This is a genomic window from Micromonospora sp. RHAY321 (genome assembly GCF_023896955.1).
Classification (GTDB): Bacteria; Actinomycetota; Actinomycetes; order Mycobacteriales; family Micromonosporaceae; genus Micromonospora.
Genome location: NZ_JAMHIW010000011.1, coordinates 148,417 through 166,230 on the forward strand (window position 1 = coordinate 148,417; position 17,814 = coordinate 166,230).

14 protein-coding genes and 1 pseudogene are annotated in these 17,814 nt (G+C 73.6%); 4 read left to right on the forward strand and 11 right to left on the reverse strand.

Annotated elements, in window-relative coordinates; all coding sequences use genetic code 11:
• Positions 1–40: 40 nt before the first annotated feature.
• The 11 genes and pseudogenes from M8C17_RS22240 to mraZ all read right to left on the reverse strand — a co-directional run bounded on the left by M8C17_RS22240 (position 41) and on the right by mraZ (position 13,986).
• Positions 41–859, reverse strand: coding sequence for a cell division protein FtsQ/DivIB (locus M8C17_RS22240; RefSeq protein ID WP_252418462.1), 819 nt, complete (start codon positions 857–859; stop codon positions 41–43).
• Positions 856–2,421, reverse strand: a complete 1,566-nt coding sequence (gene murC, locus M8C17_RS22245; protein ID WP_252418463.1) for a UDP-N-acetylmuramate--L-alanine ligase — start codon at positions 2,419–2,421, stop codon at positions 856–858. Before murC ends, M8C17_RS22240 begins: the two co-directional genes overlap by 4 nt.
• Positions 2,418–3,524, reverse strand: a complete 1,107-nt coding sequence (gene murG / locus M8C17_RS22250; protein ID WP_252418464.1) for an undecaprenyldiphospho-muramoylpentapeptide beta-N-acetylglucosaminyltransferase — start codon at positions 3,522–3,524, stop codon at positions 2,418–2,420. Before murG ends, murC begins: the two co-directional genes overlap by 4 nt.
• Positions 3,524–4,966, reverse strand: a complete 1,443-nt coding sequence (locus M8C17_RS22255) for an FtsW/RodA/SpoVE family cell cycle protein (protein ID WP_374558863.1) — start codon at positions 4,964–4,966, stop codon at positions 3,524–3,526. Before M8C17_RS22255 ends, murG begins: the two co-directional genes overlap by 1 nt.
• Before the next feature lie 323 nt (positions 4,967–5,289).
• Positions 5,290–6,414 (reverse strand): phospho-N-acetylmuramoyl-pentapeptide-transferase, encoded by a 1,125-nt coding sequence (gene mraY / locus M8C17_RS22260; RefSeq protein WP_252418465.1) that lies wholly within the window; start codon positions 6,412–6,414, stop codon positions 5,290–5,292.
• Positions 6,411–7,814: a UDP-N-acetylmuramoyl-tripeptide--D-alanyl-D-alanine ligase gene (gene murF, locus M8C17_RS22265; RefSeq protein WP_252418466.1), complete on the reverse strand. Its 1,404-nt coding sequence runs from the start codon at positions 7,812–7,814 to the stop codon at positions 6,411–6,413. Before murF ends, mraY begins: the two co-directional genes overlap by 4 nt.
• A complete protein-coding gene (locus tag M8C17_RS22270) occupies positions 7,811–9,373 on the reverse strand; it encodes a UDP-N-acetylmuramoyl-L-alanyl-D-glutamate--2,6-diaminopimelate ligase (RefSeq protein WP_252418467.1) in 1,563 nt (520 codons plus the stop codon). Before M8C17_RS22270 ends, murF begins: the two co-directional genes overlap by 4 nt.
• A gap of 52 nt (positions 9,374–9,425) precedes the next feature.
• A complete protein-coding gene (locus M8C17_RS22275; protein ID WP_252418468.1) occupies positions 9,426–11,636 on the reverse strand; it encodes a penicillin-binding protein 2 in 2,211 nt (736 codons plus the stop codon).
• Positions 11,637–11,638: 2 nt separating this feature from the next.
• Complete coding sequence (locus M8C17_RS22280) at positions 11,639–12,250, reverse strand: hypothetical protein (RefSeq protein WP_252418469.1); 612 nt, start codon at positions 12,248–12,250, stop codon at positions 11,639–11,641.
• 62 nt (positions 12,251–12,312) lie between these two features.
• Positions 12,313–13,350: pseudogene (gene rsmH / locus M8C17_RS22285) on the reverse strand (16S rRNA (cytosine(1402)-N(4))-methyltransferase RsmH); the annotation flags it as partial.
• A gap of 204 nt (positions 13,351–13,554) precedes the next feature.
• Entirely contained in the window at positions 13,555–13,986 is a 432-nt protein-coding gene (gene mraZ, locus M8C17_RS22290) for a division/cell wall cluster transcriptional repressor MraZ (RefSeq protein ID WP_252418470.1), read from the reverse strand.
• Positions 13,987–14,341: 355 nt separating this feature from the next.
• Between mraZ and M8C17_RS22295 the strand changes: the two genes are divergently transcribed.
• Genes M8C17_RS22295 through M8C17_RS22310 form a run of 4 tightly spaced genes read left to right on the forward strand, consistent with a single transcriptional unit; the run spans position 14,342 to position 17,766 of the window.
• On the forward strand, positions 14,342–15,589 hold the full coding sequence (locus M8C17_RS22295; RefSeq protein ID WP_252418492.1) for a MurT ligase domain-containing protein: 1,248 nt from the start codon (positions 14,342–14,344) through the stop codon (positions 15,587–15,589).
• Positions 15,579–16,298, forward strand: coding sequence for a type 1 glutamine amidotransferase (locus M8C17_RS22300; RefSeq protein WP_252418471.1), 720 nt, complete (start codon positions 15,579–15,581; stop codon positions 16,296–16,298). The genes M8C17_RS22295 and M8C17_RS22300 overlap by 11 nt, the downstream gene beginning before the upstream one ends.
• Complete coding sequence (locus tag M8C17_RS22305; protein WP_374558855.1) at positions 16,199–16,978, forward strand: TVP38/TMEM64 family protein; 780 nt, start codon at positions 16,199–16,201, stop codon at positions 16,976–16,978. The genes M8C17_RS22300 and M8C17_RS22305 overlap by 100 nt, the downstream gene beginning before the upstream one ends.
• A gap of 2 nt (positions 16,979–16,980) precedes the next feature.
• The gene (locus M8C17_RS22310) at positions 16,981–17,766 is read left to right on the forward strand and encodes an aminoglycoside phosphotransferase family protein (protein WP_252418473.1); all 786 of its coding nucleotides are present in this window, start codon (positions 16,981–16,983) and stop codon (positions 17,764–17,766) included.
• The last annotated feature ends 48 nt before the right edge of the window (positions 17,767–17,814 follow it).

The window sequence follows — 17,814 nt, forward strand, 5'->3', positions numbered from 1 at the left end:
CGATGAGTCACGTCCCCGCACCTCGCGGGCCGCCCCCCGGTCAGCGGAAGGTCACCACGTCCGGCGCGCTCACGTCGATCCGGTCGGTGTCCTCACCGAGCAGTGCCGTGGCCACCCGTGCCTTGTCCGTACCCCGGGTCGCGTCACCCCAGACGACCGTCCGGTCCCCGCGCAGGCGCAGGCTGATCCGTGCCAGACCCTCCACACTCACCTCCACCAGCTCGGAGCGCAACTGCGGGGTCAGCGCGACGAGCACCTCCAGCGCGGCGCGGGTGCCCGGGTCGTCGACGGCCGGCCGGGCCACCCGCACCAGCGGCAGCTCGGCGGGGCGCCGGGGCACCGTCCGGAACGCCACCCCGGTCCGGTCGACCAGGGCGAACGCCTCCCCCTGCGGCACCGCCGCGACCGGGGTCCGCTCGGTCACCCGGACCACGAGCGCGCCCGGCCAGTCCCGGGACACCGTGGCCCGCTCCACCGGCGCCAGCGTGCCGACCCGGCGGGCCGCGGCGGCCAGGTCCACCCGGGCCAGCGGCACCCCGTCGGCCACCCCGACCGCGTCGCGCACCTGCACGGGGCTGACCAGGACGGCACCCTCCACCTTCACCTCACGAACCCCGAACAGCCCGGTGCCGAGCACCGTCCAGGCGACCAGACCGACCAGGGCCAGCACACCGGCGGCCACCGCCCACGGCAGTGCCGCGCGCATCCGACGCTGCCGGGCGCGGGCCATGAACCGCCGGGTCGACGGCGGCACCGCGTCGCTGCCCGCCCGGACCAGCTGCCAACGCCGGACCGGACCGCGTCGCGGAGCGCCGCCGTCGGCGGCGCTCGTCCGCCCTCGGGCCGGGCCGGGACTCATCCGGCCGTGGGCGCCGCGCCGTCCGGTGCGGCGGTGCCACCGAGGGCCGCTCCGTCGCCACCGGCGGTGGAACCGCCGGCCACCGCGCCACCGACCACCCCGGTGGAGCCCACCGGGTCGACGGTCGCCGTCGGCGCGGAGCCGGCGGTACGCGCGAGCAGGGCGGCCAGCAGCTCGTCACCCATCAGCGAGATCGGCGGGGCGCCCATGGTCACCACCACGTCCCCGGGGCGGGCCCGGCGGACCACCTCGACCGGCGCCGCCTCCCACGAGTCGACGAAGACCTTCCGCTCCGCGGGCAGCGCCACCGCCTCGATCAGCGCCGCCGAGCCCTCACCGGGCTGGCGCAGCTCACCCGGCCCGAAGACCTCCAGCAGCACCACCTCGTCGGCGATGGCCAGCGCCTCGGCGATCTCCGCCTGCGAGTCGCGGGTGCGGTACAGCCGGTACGGCTGGAAGACAACGATCAGCCGCCCGTCCCCGGCCACCTCGCGCAGCGTCTGCATCGCCAGCGTCATCGAGGTCGGGTGGTAGGCGTACTCGTCGTAGACCAGCACGCCGTCCGCGACGCCCTTGCGCTCGAAGCGCCGCCGCACGCCGGGGAAGACCGCCAGCGCGGCCTCCGCCGCCTGCAACGGCAGGTCCAGCAGGTACGCGGTCAGCACCGCGGAGGCACTGTTGAGGCCCATGTGCCGCCCCGGCACCGGCAGCCGGAACTCGCCCAGCGACCGGCCGTCGATCGCGGCCAGGTACCGCACCCCGCGCGCCGACGAGACGATGTCGCTCAGTCGCAGGTCGGCGTCGGCCGCCTCGCCGTACGTGTACACCCGCCGCCCCTCGGCGCGCAGGGTCTCGGCAAGCCGCCGCCCGCCCGGGTCGTCGGCACAGGTGATGATGAAGCCGTCCGGGTCGGTGAGCCGGGCGAACTCGACGAACGCCGCCTCCAGCGTCGCGTAGTCGCCGTAGGTGTTGAGGTGGTCCGCCTCGACGTTGGTGATGATCGAGACGTACGGGCGGTAGATGAGGAACGAGCGGTCGCTCTCGTCGGCCTCGACCACGAAGTGCTCGCCGGTGCCGTGGTGGGCGCCCGAGCCGACCTCGGAGATCTCCCCGCCGATCACGAAGGACGGGTCCACCCCGGCCTGCTGGAGCACCATGGTCACCATCGAGGTGGTGGTGGTCTTGCCGTGGGTGCCGGCGACCGCCACCGCGCGGCGGCCGGTCATCGCCGCGGCGAGCGCCTCCGAGCGGTGCAGCACCCGCAGGCCACGCCGGCGCGCCTCGACCATCTCCAGGTGGTCCTGCGGAATGGCCGAGGAGTAGACGACGGTGTCCACGCCATCGAGGTTGGTCGCCTCGTGGCTCATGTGGATCGTCCCGCCCAGCGCGCGCAGGCCGGCCAGCGACGGCCACTCGCGCAGCTCACTGCCGGAGACCGGGATGCCCCGGGTGAGGAAGAGCCGGGCGAGCCCGCTCATGCCGACCCCGCCCACCCCGATGAGGTGGATGGTGCCCAGGTCCTCGGCCGTGAGCGTGCCGGCGGGGGTGAACTGCGCGGTCATCGGGCCACCGCCTCGATGACGAACGCCCGCAGCGCCTCGTCGCCGTCGCGCCGCCCGTACGCCGCCGCCGCCGCGCCCATGCCGTACAGCCGCTGCGGGTCGCGGATCAGCGGGATGACGGTGCGCTCCAGCCAGTCCGGGGTCAGCTCCGCGTCGTCGACGAGCAGGCCACCACCGCTCTCCACCACGGGCAGCGCGTTGCGCTTCTGCTCCTGGTTGCTGTGCGGGTACGGCACGTAGATCGTGGGCAGCCCGATCGCGGCCACCTCGGCGACGGTCATCGCCCCACCCCGGGCCAGCATCAGGTCGGCGGCGGCGTAGCCCAGCTCCATCTCCGACAGGTAGGGCAGCGTCACGTACGGCACCGGCAGGTCGGTGGGGATCGGCACCGGCTCGTTGCGGGCACCCATCACGTGCAGCACCTGCACGCCGTTGCGGGCCAGCTCCTTGGCGGCCCCGGAGACCGCCAGGTTGATCGAGCGGGCGCCCGACGAGCCGCCGGCGACGAAGAGCACCGGCAGGTCGGGGCGGAGCCCGAAGTGGGAACGTGCGGCGTTGCGCAGCGCGTACCGGTCCAGCCCGGCGATGGTGCGGCGCAGCGGCACCCCGACCACGCGGGCGTCGCGCAACGACTCGGCCTGGCTGGGCTGGTGCGGGAAGCCGACCGCGATGTTCTTGGTGAACTTCATGCCCAGCCGGTTGGCCACCCCCGGCGGCACGTTCACCTCGTGGATCACCATGGGCAGCTCCCGGCGCCAGGCGGCCAGGTAGGCCGGCACCGAGACGTACCCGCCGAAGCCGACCACCGCGTCGGCCTGGACCTCGTCGATCACCTTGCCCGCGGCGCGGGCCGCGGTCCACATCCGGCCCGGGGTACGGACCAGGTTCATGTTCACCGACCGGGGCAGCTGGTACGCCGGGATCTGGCGCAGGTCGTAGCCGTGCGGCGGGATGAGCTCGTTCTCCATGCCCTTGGGTGTGCCGAGGCAGGTGATCCGGACGCCCGGGTCGTGTCGGCGCAGGCAGTCGGCGAAGGCCAGCAACGGGTAGATGTGACCCCCGGTGCCACCTCCCGCGAGCACTACCGAACGCAGCGGACCCATCAGCGTCTCCTCTCGTTCGCCGAACCCGCGCGACTCCGGCCCTGCCGGACGCCGCGCGGTGCGGCCTGGTCGTCCTGTCGCCGCTCGCGGGACCGGGGCACGGACCCTCGGCCAGCCGGCGGCGTCGCCGGCCGGCGACGCCGGCCGGGAAGCGGCGGCAACGGGGCCCAGAGTAGTCGGACCCACCGGGCCGGCGGACGGGCATGCAGTGCTCTGGCCGCATCGGGTTCGGCGCGCGCGAACGACGCCAGCATCCCGATCGCGGCCAGCGTCACGACCAGGGCACTTCCGCCGTCGGAGATGAACGGCAGCGGCAGGCCGGTGATCGGCAGCAGCCCGACCACCCCACCGATGTTGATCACGGCCTGGCTGACCAGCCAGGTGGTCACCGCGGCGGCGGCCAGCCGGCGGAACGGATCGTCGACCCGCCGGGCGATCCGCAGCCCGGTGTACGCGAGCACCGCGAAGAGGGCGAGCACCACGCCGCAGCCGATCACGCCCAGCTCCTCGGCGATGATCGCGAAGATGAAGTCGTTGTGCGCCGCGGGCAGCCAGTCCCACTTGAGGCTGCTCTTGCCCAGGCCGACGCCGAACCAGCCGCCGTGCTCGATCGCCAGCCGGCCCTGGTAGATCTGGTAGCAGGGGTCACCGCACTCCTGCGGCGGCGGCGGGTTGAGAAAGTAGGTGAGCCGGGCGAAGCGGTAGTTCTCCTTGCCCTGCTCGCCGGAACCGGCGCCCAGCGAGGCCACCGCGATGAGCAGGCCGATCCCGGCCAGGCCGGCCACCGAGAGCGCGCCGAAGACCCGCATCCGCACCCCGGCGGCCCAGAGCAGGCCGACCACCAGGGCCAGCAGGCACAGCATGGTGCCGACGTCGTTGTAGCCGACCAGGACGAAGAGCAGGCCGATCACCGGGAAGAGCGGGGTGGCCAACTCCCGCCACCAGCCCAGCGCCGCACCCTTGCGAACGATCACGTGCGCGCCCCACAGCACCAGCGCGAACTTGGCCAACTCGGAGGGCTGGAGCTGGATCCCGCCGACGAACAGCCAGAGCAGCTCGGCGCGCAACGGGCCGAGCTGGGCCGAGTCCTGCCCGGTCAGCCGGGCGTAGGCGAGCAGCAGGTTGAGCACCAGCAGCAGTCCCACCGAGGTGAACAGCAGCGGGCGGCCCAGCGCCCGGTACGTGCTGGCGGGGAGCCGCTGGCAGGCCCAGAAGGCGCCGATGCCGATCACCGCGAAGATCGCCTGCTTGGTCGCCGAGGCGGTCGCGTTGCCGTCCTCGGCGAAGTCCCGCACGCTGGTCGCCGAGAAGACCATGGTCAGCCCGATCAGCAGCAGCAGACCGGCACTGGACAGCAGCAGGTAGTAGGAGGCCAGCGGCCGGTCCAGCAGGCCGCGCAGCGCGGCCAGCCCGCCGGCGGCGTCCAGCCCGCGCAGCGGCACGGCAGCGGCCGGTTCCGGCTCACGCGCCGCCGCGCCCGGTGCCGGTCCGCGCCTGTCGTCCTGGCCGCGCGGGTCGTCCGGCCCGCGCCTGCCGTCCGGTCCGCGCGGCGACGCGGTACGCGACGCGCCCGGTGACCGTCGCGGCCGGCCGCCTGTCCTGTCCTCGGTGCCTGGTTCCTCCCCCACCCGGACATCATCACCGCTGTGCGCGCCGGGCACGCCCACAACGGCGCCTCCGGCGTGTCGGGCGGACACGCCACGGCCCCCGGTGGTCCGCCGCGGGCGGGACCGGGGGCCGAGGTGTGCTGGCCGGCGTGCGCCGGTCAGGTCATGTTGGCGAGGAACTCGCTGTAGAACAGGCCCAACGCGATGGCCACGCCGATGCCGGCGATGATCCAGAATCGGACCACGATGTTGACCTCGCTCCAGCCGGCCAACTCGAAGTGGTGCTGCAGCGGCGACATCCGGAAGACGCGCTTGCCGGTGGTCCGGAAGGAGATGATCTGGATCACCACGGACATCGTGATGATCACGAAGAGCCCGCCGATGATCGGCAGCAGCAGGATGGTCCGGGTGGACATCGCCATGCCGGCGATCAGGCCGCCCAGCCCCAGCGCGCCGGTGTCACCCATGAAGATCCGCGCCGGGGACGTGTTCCACCACAGGAAGCCGACACAGGCTCCCGCGGCCGCTCCGGCTATCAGGGCGATCTCCAACGGGTCACGCACCGAGTAGCAGTACGGCTGGGTGTAGTTCGGGTCGGCGCACCAGTGCCGGTACTGCCAGAACGCGATCAACGCGTACGCGGCGAGCACCATCACCGAGGCGCCGGTGGCCAGACCGTCCAGGCCGTCGGTGAGGTTCACACCGTTCGTCGCGCCCATCACCACGAAGATGAAGATGATGACGGCGCCGATCTTGCTGACCTCCAGGGCGTCGATGTCCCGGATGAAGCTCAGCGTGGTGCTGCCCACCGTCTCGGTGTTGGTCACCGCACCCGACGCGTCGGTCATCGTGCTCGGGAAGTAGAGCGCGACCACGCCGAAGACCGCGCCGACCAGGATCTGGCCGAGGAGCTTGCCGCGCTTGTTCAGCCCCGCGCTGTTGCGCTTGCGCACCTTGAGGAAGTCGTCGAGGAAGCCGACCGCACCGGAGAAGACCATCAGCCCCAGCAGCACCAGTGCGGTGATGGTGGGCTCCACCTGGGCGATCTGCGCGTCCGGCAGGGTCGTGAGAGCCAGGTGCCCGGCCACGTACGCGATCACCGTGGCCAGGATGAAGACCACGCCGCCCATCGTGGGCGTGCCCTTCTTGGTCTGGTGCATGGCCGGGCCCTCGGCCCGGATCGGCTGGCCGGCCTTGAGCCGGGTGAACACCTTGATCGCGATCGGGGTGCAGAAGAGCGACACGAGGAACGCCACCCCGACGGCGACGATGACCGCCCTCACGCGGCAGCTCCGTTCCCGGAGGCGGCGTCGGCGCGCAGGGCGTCGGCCACCTCCCACGTCCGGTACCGGGAGCCCTTGACCAGGACGACATCGCCCGGCCGTAGCTCGCCCCGCAGCACCTCGACGGCCGCCGCCTGATCGGTGAGCAGCACCGACTCTCCTCCCCAGTTCCCTACCGCTGTCGCGCCCTCATGGATCGGCGCTGCCGGCTCGCCCACCACGAGCAGCCGGTCGACACCCAGCTCGGCCGCGAGTTGGCCGACCTCAGCGTGGCCGTCCCGCTCGAACGGGCCCAGCTCGGCCATGTAACCGAGCACCGCGACGGTACGCCGACCCCGGCCGAGCGTGGCGAGCGCCTTCAGCGCCGCCGACATCGACGCCGGATTGGCGTTGTACGAGTCGTCGATGACGGTCACCCCGTCGGGGCGGTCGAAGACGTCCATCCGCCGGGTCGATACCAGCCCCAGCTCGCCGAGCGCCGTGGCCAGGTCGGCCAGCGGCATGCCCAGCTCCCGGGCGACCGCCGCCGCGGCGAGGGTGTTCGAGACCTGGTGGCGGCCGGTCAGCCCGAGCCGCACCGGCGCACTCCCCTCCGGGGTGACCAGGGTGTACGACGCGCGCCCCCGGTCGTCGAGCGTGACGTCCTCGGCCCGCACGTCGGCGTCCGGTGCCTCGCCGTAGCGGACCACCCGGGCCCGGGTGCGGCTCGCCATCGCGTCCACCCGCGGGTCATCGGCGTTCAGGACGGCCAGGCCGTCGGACGGCAGCGCCTCGACCAGCTCCCCCTTGGCCAGGGCGATGGTCTCCTGCGAGCCGAACTCTCCGATGTGCGACGTCCCGACGTTGAGCACCACGGAGATCCTCGGGGGCACCACCTCGCACAGGTAGCGCACGTGCCCCACCCCGCGGGAGCCCTTCTCCAGCACCAGGTAGCGGGTGTCCGGCCCGGCCTGCAACGCGGTGTACGGGTGCCCCAGCTCGTTGTTGAACGAGCCGGGCGGCGCCACCGTGGCCCCGAGCCGGGCGGTGAGCTGGCCGATCAGGTCCTTGGTGGTGGTCTTGCCGGACGAGCCGGTCAGCCCGACCACGGTCAGCCCGGGCAGCCGGTCCACCACGGCGCGGGCCAGCCGGCCCATCGCGGTCAGCGCGTCGGCGACCAGCACCATCGGCACCCCGGGCACCTCGCGGGTGCCGAGCACCGCCACCGCACCGGAGGCCACCGCCGCCGCCGCGTAGTCGTGCCCGTCGACCTTCTCCCCCGGGAAGGCCACGAAGAGCGAGCCGGGGGCAACCTTGCGCGAGTCGAACTCGACCGGGCCGGTGACGGTGGCGGCCGGGTCGGCGGCCACCAGCCGCCCGTCGACCGCCGCGGCCACCTCGGCCAGGCTCAGCGCGATCACCGCTGACCCGCCAGGTCACCGAAGCGGGCGCGCAGCGCGTCGGCCAGCTCGCTTCTGTCGTCGAACGGGAGCACCTCGCCGTCCACCTCCTGGCCACGCTCGTGGCCCTTGCCGAGCAGGGCGATCACGTCGCCCGGGTCGCTCAGCCGGACCGCCTCGTCGATCGCGGCCCGCCGGCCGGCCACCTCGATGATCCGGGCGGCGGTGCCTGCCCGGTACGCCCCGGCGAGCACCTCGGCGCGGATCTCCGCCGGGTCCTCGGTGCGCGGGTTGTCGTCGGTCACCAGCACCACGTCGGCTCCCTCCGCCGCGGCGGCGCCCATCACCGGCCGCTTGCCCCGGTCCCGGTCCCCACCGGCCCCGATCACGCAGATCAGCCGGCCCGCGCTCAGCTCACGCAGCGCGGCCAGCGCGGCGACGATCGCGTCCGACTTGTGCGCGTAGTCGACCACCCCGCGCACCGGCCCGACGACGTCGACGAGCTCCAGCCTGCCGGGCACGCCCCCGCACGCGGCCACGCCGGCCGCCGCCGTCGCCGGGTCCACCCCGGCGCCGACCAGCGCGGCGATCGCCAGCAGGGCGTTGGCCACGTTGTGCCGCCCCGGCAGCGCCACGGCGGCGGGCAGGACCAGCCCGTCCGGGCCGTGCACGGTGAACCGCTGGGCGTAGCCCTCGCCGTTCACGCCGTCGGCCCACCACGTCGCCTCCGGGTCGCCGGCCGCCGAGTAGGTGACCGTCGCCGGCTTGTACAGCGGCTTCAGCGCGGGATCGTCGTGGTTGAGCACCTCGACCGCGCACCGGCCGTCGAAGAGCTGCGCCTTCGCGGCGAAGTAGTCGGCGCTGTCGGCGTGGAAGTCCAGATGGTCGGAACCGAAGTTGGTGTAGCCGCCGACGGCGAACCGGACACCGCCCACCCGGCCCATGGCCAGAGCGTGGCTGGAGACCTCCATGACCACCGCGGTGACCCCACGCTCGCGGGCCGTGGCCAGCATGGCGTGCAGGTCGGTCGCCTCCGGGGTGGTGCGCACGCTGTCGATCACCAGGTCACCGAGCCGGGTCTCCACCGTGCCGATCAACCCGGTGGTGTGCCCGGCGGCGCGCAGCCCCGACTCGATCAGGTACGCGGTGGAGGTCTTGCCGGCGGTGCCGGTCACGCCGATCACGGTGAGCCCGGCGGTCGGGTCGCCGTAGACGGCCGAGGCCACCTCGCCGAGCGCCGCGCGCGGGTCGGGGACCACCAGGACGGGCAGGCCCGTCCCCGCCACCAGCTCCGCGCCGGCCGGGTCGGTCAGCACCGCCACGGCGCCCGCCTCGGCGGCGCCGGCAGCGAACTCCGCGCCGTGCCGGCGAGCGCCGGGCAGGGCCGCGTACAGGTCGCCGGGCCGGACCTCCTGGCTGGCGTGGGTGGCCCCTGCGACGACCACACCGGCGGCGTCCGCCGGAAGGTCGACGGCGAGCCGGACGGCGAGATCGCCGAGCCGGACTCCGGTCACGGTACGTGGACGTGGATTGCCGGGCACGGCGTCAGACCCTACCCGGTCGTCCGGTTCCGGCCGCACAGCCGCCCCGGTGGTTCGTCGGCACTCACCGATGATGTCCCGCCGTCGCTGCTCAGCGCGGATAGACCACGAACTTGGGCGCCGAGCCGCCGGTGGACGGGGGTACACGGTAGTGACGCAGCGTGAACTGCATCATGTCGCGGAACGCCGGCTGAGCGGCGGCGGCACCCCCACCGCCGGGCGCGTACACGAAGACCGCGATCACGTACCGGGGCTTCTCCGCGGGCGCCATCCCGATGAAGGAGGACACCTCGCCGGGCTGCTTCTTGCCGTCCACCAACCGCCAGCCGGTGCCGGTCTTGCCGGCGACCCGGTAGCCGGGGACGGCGGCGGTCACGCCGGTGGCGTCCTCGACCGTGGTGACCGCCTCCAGCATGTGGCGCAGCGCCGCCGCGTTCTGCGGGCTGAGCACCGAGCGGGTCACCGGGGCCGGCGCGGGAGTGACCTTGCCGTCCGGGCCGATCGTCTCCTTGAGCAGGTGCGGCTGGACGTAGGTGCCGTCGTTGGCGATCGCCGCGTAGGCGGCCGCCATCTGCAGCGGGGTCGCGTCGACGCTGTGCCCGATCGGCACCGACCCTTCCGAGGACTCGCTCCACTCCTCGGCCGGCAACAGCCGTCCGCTGGCCTCGCCGGGCATCCCCTCGCCGGTGGGCTGGCCGAGCCCGAACCGCTTCTGGTAGTCGATCAACCGGTCCCGGCCGAGCCGGTCGGCGATCGTGATCGTGCCGACGTTCGACGAGTAGGCGAGCATCCCGGGCACGCTCATCCGCCGGCCGTTGGCCTGGTGGGTGTCGGAGAACCAGGTGTCGCCCTTCTTGATGCTGTTCGCGATGGGCAGCGTGGTGTCCGGGGTGATCACCCCCTCCTGGAGCGCCGCGCCGAAGGTGATGGCCTTGTGCACCGACCCGGGGTCGACCACGAAGCTGGTCGCCGCGTCCTCCCGGGCGACCGGGTCGCTGGGGATCGGCTTCGCCGCGTCGTAGGTGGGATGGCTGGCCTGGGCCAGCACGTCACCGGTGGGCACGTCGATGATCACCGCCGCCGCGGTGCTGCCCGGGTGCGTGGCCAACGCCGCCTTCATGATCTGCTGGGTACGGAACTGCAGGTCACGGTCGATGGTGAGCTTCATCGAGCTGCCCGGCTTGGCCGGCGTCGTCTTGCTGTAGCCGCCCGGGATCGGCGCCGCGAGGTCACCGAGGCCGGCCTCGTACACCCGCCTGCCGTCCTGCCCGGCGAGCAACTCGTCGTAGCGGGCCTCCAGCCCCTCCAGCCCGTCCATGTCCTGGCTGGTGAAGCCGATCAGGTTGGCCGCGAGGTCACCGCCGGGCACCTCCCGGCGCTCGTCGCGGTGCACCCCGATGCCGGGCAGCTCCAGCGCCATCACCTGCTTGGCCGTCTGGATCTCCACCCCCCGGGCCAGGTACTCGAACCGGGACGGGACGCCGTTCTCCAGCTTGCGGGGCTTCATCAGCTCGGTGAGCTTCGACACCGGGATGCCGAGCAGCGGGGAGAGTGCCTTCGCGGTGGCGGCCCCGTCCTTGATCTCGGTCGGGTCGACGAACACGTACCGCGCCTCGACGCTGTGCGCCAGCGGTTCGCCCTTGAAGTCGTAGATCGCGCCGCGCGGCGCGGGCAGTTCGACCGTGCGGGTCCGGTCGGCGACGCCGCCGCCGGCGTACGCCGGGGTGTCCACCGCCTGGAGGAAGATCAGCCGGATACCGATGGCGGCGAACAGCGCCAGGGTGAGGGCGGTGCCCAGTCGCAGCCGCAGCCGGGGGTCGGCCAGCTTCGGCGGGCGTGGCGGCTTGCGCGACGGCCGGCGGGCCGCCGGACGGTCGGCGCGGCGCGGCGCACGCGGCGTGGTCCGGCGACGCGGCGGCGGCTCGTCGTCGCCCGGGCCGCGTGGGGTACGCGGCGCGACGGTGCGCACGACCCCGCCACGCCCGGCCGCCGGGGAGTCCCGTCGGCCGGCCCGGGCGGCCGCGGCACGACCGCCGTCGAGCACCTGCAACGCCGGCCGGAACGGGTCGCCGGACCGGGTGCTGCGCGGGGTACGCCGCTGCTCGGCGCCCCCGCTGCGCGCCGGTGTGCCGCGCTCCTCGCGAACCGTCCGGCCCCGGGGGGTGTACGCCCGGGCGCCGGAGATGCCGCCGATACCCGGCTCGTCGGTGCGCGACTCCCCGTCGACGGGCCCGCTGTCACGCGAAGAACCGCGCCGGGACCCCGTGGGGTTCCGGCGCGGCTCGTCCGACCTCGGTGGCACGGTCAGCCTCCCGCACCCTGCTGGCTGGTCACCGACGGCTCACCCGTCGCCGGCTTCGGCACGCCGAGCGGCAGCTTGCCGTCCGGCAGCCGGACGTACCCCGGCTCGCCCGCGTCCACCAGACCCAGCCGGCGCGCCTCGGCGGTCAGGTTGCCCGGTGCCTCGGCGTCGGCGATCTGCTTGTCCAGCTGCTGCTTCTCCAGGTCCAGCCGGGCCTGCTGCTGCTGCAGCTTCTCCAGCCGGAACGCGTTCTCATTGATCTTGGTGTTGACCGCCAGGATGCCCAGCACCCCACCGACCACCAGCACCACGATCAGCGCCGCGAACGGCGCGCGCGGCACCGAGACCGGCGGCGGCGGTGCGACCCGCAGCCGCGGCGGACGAGCGCTCGCCGCGACGCCGGCCTTCTCGGCCGGCCGCAGCGCGGCGGTGCCCTGGGTGGCGAACTCGCGCGCCCCCCGGGCGCGAGCCTCCCCCTGCTGCTTCACTCGATCGATGCGTGGCGTACCGTTCCCCACGCGCGTGGCCCGCTCCGCCGCGGTCCGGCCCCCCGACCGCGGTGCGCGCTGCCCGCCGCCGGTGACGTCCCGGCGGTCGCGCTTGTCAATGTTCATGTCCCCTCCCCCTCAACGTCCGTCCCTCTACCGTCCCGGCACCGCTGACCCCCCACGGATCACGCGGAACCGGTGCCCGGTTGGTGCATCCCCTTCACCCGTCGGCGGGACCGTTCGCGGTCGGCCCGCCCCTGCTCTGCCGCGTTCGGGTCGAGTCGTTCCGCGGCCCGCAGCCGCACCGAAGCGGCTCGCGGGTTCGCGGCGACCTCCACCTCCCCGGCCAGTTCGGCGCCCCGGCTGAGCAGCCGGAACGTCGGACCGGACCCGGGCAGTTCGACCGGGAGGTCGACCGGGCCCTTACTGCGGACCCGGTCCGCGAGCGCCGCCTTGGTGAGCCGGTCCTCCAACGAGTGGTAGGACAGGACCACCATGCGACCGCCCACGGTCAGTGCGTCGAGCGCGGATGGCAGCGCTGTCTCCAGCGCTGCCAGCTCTTTGTTTACCTCGATCCGTAAAGCCTGAAACGTTCTCTTTGCCGGGTGTCCGCCCGTTCGTCGGGCTGGCGCCGGAATGGAGTCCCGAACCAGCTCCGCCAGCCGCGCGGACGAGGTGATCCGGGCGCGTTCCCGCTCCCGGATGATCGCCGAGGCGATCCGGCCGGCGAACTTCTCCTCGCCGTAGACCCGCAACACCCGGGCCAGGTCCGGATGCCCGTAGGTGTTGACCACCTCCTCGGCGGTCACCCCCCGGGTCTGGTCCATCCGCATGTCCAGGGGCGCGTCCTGGGCGTACGCGAACCCGCGGTCGGGCGCGTCCAACTGCAGCGACGAGACACCCAGGTCGAACAGGATCCCGTCGATGCCCGGATAACCCAGACGGTCGAGGACCTCGGGCAGCTCGTCGTAGACGGCGTGCTCCAGGTGCACCCGGTCGGCGAACCGGGCCAACCGGACCCGCGCGTGGGCGAGTGCCTCGGTGTCCCGGTCGAGCCCGATCAGGACCGTCTCCGGGTGCGCCTCGAGCACCGCCTCGGCGTGCCCGCCAAGGCCGAGTGTCGCGTCCACGTGGACCGTCCGGCCGCCTCGACCCAGCGCGGGGGCCAGCAGCTCGAGACACCGCTCGAGCAGCACCGGCACGTGCGTGCCGCGCAGCTCCCCCATGTTGACCCCCACTGGTTGAAACGTCCGTTCGCTCATGCGCCTGTCGTCAGGCGACGCTGCCGTCATACCGCCAGATCCCCATCCGCTCCCGCCGGTCACCGGGCTCCCGCCCGATGACTGGATCGTGCGCCTGGCACCGGGGAAGGGATGCCAGGAACTCGAAAGCGGCTGGAGATCTCGCAGTACGTCGGGCGTCGTTCCGCCCTACAGACCGCCGGGCAGCACCCCCTCCTCGATGTCGGCGAAGTCGTCTTCGCTCTCGGCGAGGTAGGTCTCCCAGGCGACCTTGTCCCAGATCTCCACCCGCGTGCTCGCGCCGATGACCACCAGATCGCGATCCAACGCGGCATACTCCCGCAGGTGGGCCGGGATGGTCACCCGGCCCTGCTTGTCCGGAACCTCGTCGTGCGCGCTGGCGAAGAAGACCCGGCTGTAGGCCCGGGCCGCCTTGTGCGTCATCGGCTGCGCGCGCAACTGCTCCGCGATCCGCTGGAACTCGGGGGTCGGGAAGACGTAGAGGCAACGATCCTGCCCTTTGGTGACCACGACACCCCCCGCCAGCTCATCCCGGAACTTCGCCGGAAGGATCAACCGGCCTTTGTCGTCCAGGCGTGGAGTGTGGGTGCCGAGAAACACCGGCCCTACCCCCTCGCCCTTGAACGGCGTTCGCGGCGCCGCTGACCCCCCGGGCCGGTGAGCCCTCCCGGCCTCACCATTGGTCCCCACTCTACTCCACTTCCCTCCACCTGCAACCAGAATCGCCCGCGTGGCGCGTCCGACCCGGGAGCAAAACAGCACGTCACAGGGGGTGGAGCGGAGTGGAGGGCTACGGCGACCGCCCGGCGTGGTCCGCTTTCCGACATAGATCGACTCCGTCCGGGGGAAGCGGACGTGGCCGCGCGCGCGGGCACCACGGCCGAACGGTTCGCCGTCGGCGGCGATCTGGTGGGGTGCGCGGTCCGGTAACCTCGCTCGCGTGACGGACGCGAAAATGCCCCTACGGGCCAAGGTGGCCAGCTCCGTGTCACGGACCGCCGCGGCGCTCTCGCGGGCGGCCGGGCGCGGCGACGGTTCGGTGATCGGCGGCTGGATCGGCCTGAAGATCGACCCGGACCTGCTGGCCCACCTGTCGGCCGGACGCGCCATCGCGCTCGTCTCCGGCACCAACGGCAAGACCACCACGACCCGCCTGACCGCCGCGGCGGTCGGCGTGCTCGGGCGGGTCGCCACCAACTCCTTCGGCGCCAACATGCCCACCGGGCACACCTCGGCGCTGGCCAAGGCCGGCAGCACCCCGTACGCGGTGCTGGAGGTCGACGAGCACTACCTCGCCCAGGTGCTGGAGGCGACCGAGCCGCACGTGGTCGCGCTGCTGAACCTCTCCCGCGACCAGCTCGACCGGGCCAAGGAGGTCGCCATGATGGCGCAGCTCTGGCGCGCGGCGCTGGTCCGGCACACCGACGTGCGGGTGGTGGCCAACGCCGACGACCCGATGGTGGTCTGGGCCGCCACCCCGCCGGCCGACCCCGCCCGCGGCATCAACCCGCCGCACGTGACCTGGTTCAGCGCCGGCCAGCGCTGGCACGACGACTCCTGGGTCTGCCCCGAGTGCGGCTCCACCATCCAGCGCAACGGCGACCAGTGGTGGTGCACCGGCTGCGCGCTGCGCCGGCCGGATCCGCAGTGGGTCGTCGAGGACGAGGGCGTGCTCGACCCGACCGGCGCCTGGCACAAGGTGTCCCTCCAGCTACCCGGCAAGGTCAACGTGGGCAACGCGGCGACCGCGCTTGCCGTGGCCGCCGAGTTCGGTGTACGCCCCGTCGACGCGGTGTCCCGCCTCGGCATCGTCACCTCGGTGGCCGGCCGCTACGCGCAGGTGGACAAGGACGGGCGCAACATCCGGCTGCTGCTGGCCAAGAACCCGGCCAGCTGGTTGGAGGCCTTCGACATGGCCGACGACGCGCCGACCCTGCTCTCCATCAACGCCCGCGACCCCGACGGGCTGGACACCTCCTGGCTCTTCGACGTCGACTTCGCCCCGCTGCGTGGCCGGCAGGTGTTGATCACCGGCGACCGGGCGTACGACCTGGCGGTCCGCCTGGACGTCAACGACGTGCCTTTCCAGCACGTCCGCACATTCGAGGACGCCATCCGGTCGGTCCCGCCCGGGCGGCTGGAGGTCATCGCGAACTACACCGCGTTCCAGGACATCCGAGCGGAGTTGGACCGTGTCAACTGAGAGCCTGCGCATCGTCTGGATCTACCCCGACCTGCTCTCCACCTACGGCGACCGGGGCAACGCGCTGATCCTCGCCCGGCGGGCCCGCCAGCGCGGCATGCCGGTCGAGGTCATGGAGGTCCGCTCCGACCAGCGGCTGCCCGCGACCGCCGACATCTACCTGGTGGGCGGCGGCGAGGACGGTCCGCAGGCGCTGGGCGCGCAGCGGCTGATCGCCGACGGCGGGCTGCACCGGGCCGTCGCCCAGGGCTCGGTGGTGTTCGGCGTCTGCGCCGGCTACCAGCTGCTCGGCATGTCCTTCTTCGCCAAGGGTGTGCAGTGCCGCGGCCTGGAGCTGCTCGACCTGCAGTCCGACCGGGGTCCGAGCCGTGCCGTCGGCGAGCTGGCCGGCGAGATCGACCCCCGGCTGGGCCTGCCCGCGCTGACCGGCTTCGAGAACCACGGCGGCCGCACCCACCTCGGCCCCGAGGTCTCCCCGCTGGCGCGGGTCAGCGCCGGGGTGGGCAACGACGGCTCCACCGAGGGTGCCTGGCGGGGCAAGCTGCTCGGCACCTACTCGCACGGTCCCGCGCTGGCCCGCAACCCGGCTCTCGCCGATCTTCTGCTGCGTTGGGCCACCGGGGCGCACCAGCTCCCGCCGCTGGACGACACCTGGTCGGACCGGCTCCGGAGCGAGCGTCGCGCCGCCGTGGCCGCCGCCCGGGCATGATCCCTGCCGTCCGGCGGCTGTTCCGGCAGCCGTCGGCCGCGCGGTTCACCCTGCTCGTGCTGCTGATCGGCGGCTGCGCGCTGCTGCTGCTCCTGGTGCCCCGACCGGACCCCGAGCAGCTGCCGCGACTGGCCGACCGGTTGGGCGATCTCGCCCCGGTGGCGGCGATCCTCGGCGGTGCGCTGCTGCTGGTGGCGTTGGTCCCCCGGACCTTCATCACGCTCGCCTCGGGTGCCATCTTCGGCCCGCTGGAGGGCGCCGCGTACGCCCTGGGCGCCGCGCTGGTGGCGGCGGCGATCGGCTTCACGGTCGGTCGGCTGCTCGGCCGGGAGTTCGTGGCCGAGCGGGTCCGCGGTCGGCTGGCCCGGCTCGACGGCTGGTTCGCCCGGCAGAGCGTGCTGGGCGTGGTCACCGTCCGGCTGCTGCCGATCGCCGGCTTCGGGCTGGTCAGCTACGGCTACGGCACCACCGCCGCCCGGGTGCTGCCGTTCCTGGCCGGCAGCGTGATCGCCTCCGCGCCGACCGCCTTCGGCTACGCCGCGATCGGGGCGGCCGTCAGCTCGCCCGGCCACATCAACTGGTACGCCGCCGCCCCGGCCAGCCTCGGCCTGATCGCCAGCGTCGTCCTGATCCACCAGTGGTGGCGCGCCGAGCGGCGCCGCCGGTCGATGCCGGTCTGAGGATGACCGAGTCGACCGACCTGACCGGCGAGGAGCGACTCGCCGGCGGCTTCATCGCCGACGTGGTCCGGATCGGTGACACGGTACGACGTACCGCACCGGCCAACCTGGACTTCGTCGGCGCGCTCCTGGACCACCTGGCCGCGGTGGGCGCGGACATCGCCCCCCGGCACCTGGGTGTCGACGCCCTTGGCCGGCAGATGCTCAGCCACGTGCAGGGGCGGGTGCCGTGGCGGGAGCGGGAGGACGAGAGCTTCTTCGCCGACCCGGCCCTGGTGCGGCTGGCCGAGCTGATCCGGCGGCTGCACGACGCGTGTGCGGGCACCGCGCTGGCCGGCGACGCCGAGACGGTCTGCCACCGCGACCTGTCACCGAAGAACACGGTCTACCGGGACTTCCCCTCCGGTCCCCTGCCGGTGGCCTTCCTGGACTGGGACCTGGCCGCGCCGGGCCCCCGGATCGCCGACGTGGCGTTCGCCGGCTGGCACTGGGCCGCGTTGGGTGAGGGTGCCGACCCGGCCGAGGTGGGTCGGCGCTGCCGCGTGCTCTGCGACGCCTACGAGGCCGCGGCGACCGGACCGGACCCGGCGCCACTCGCCCGGGAGGAGTTGGTGGACGTGATGCTCCACCAGATCGAGGACACCTGGCGGGGCATCGACGCGGGCGCCGACCGCGACGAGCCGGGGATGCGCCGGCTGCGCGACGGCGGCGCCGTCGAGGGAGTACGCCACTGGCAGGACTGGCTGCTCGCCCACCGCCGCACCGTGGTGACGGTGTTGACCGCCTGAGTCGGTGTGTCCCGCCGGACGGCGGATGCGCCAGTGAACGTGATGACT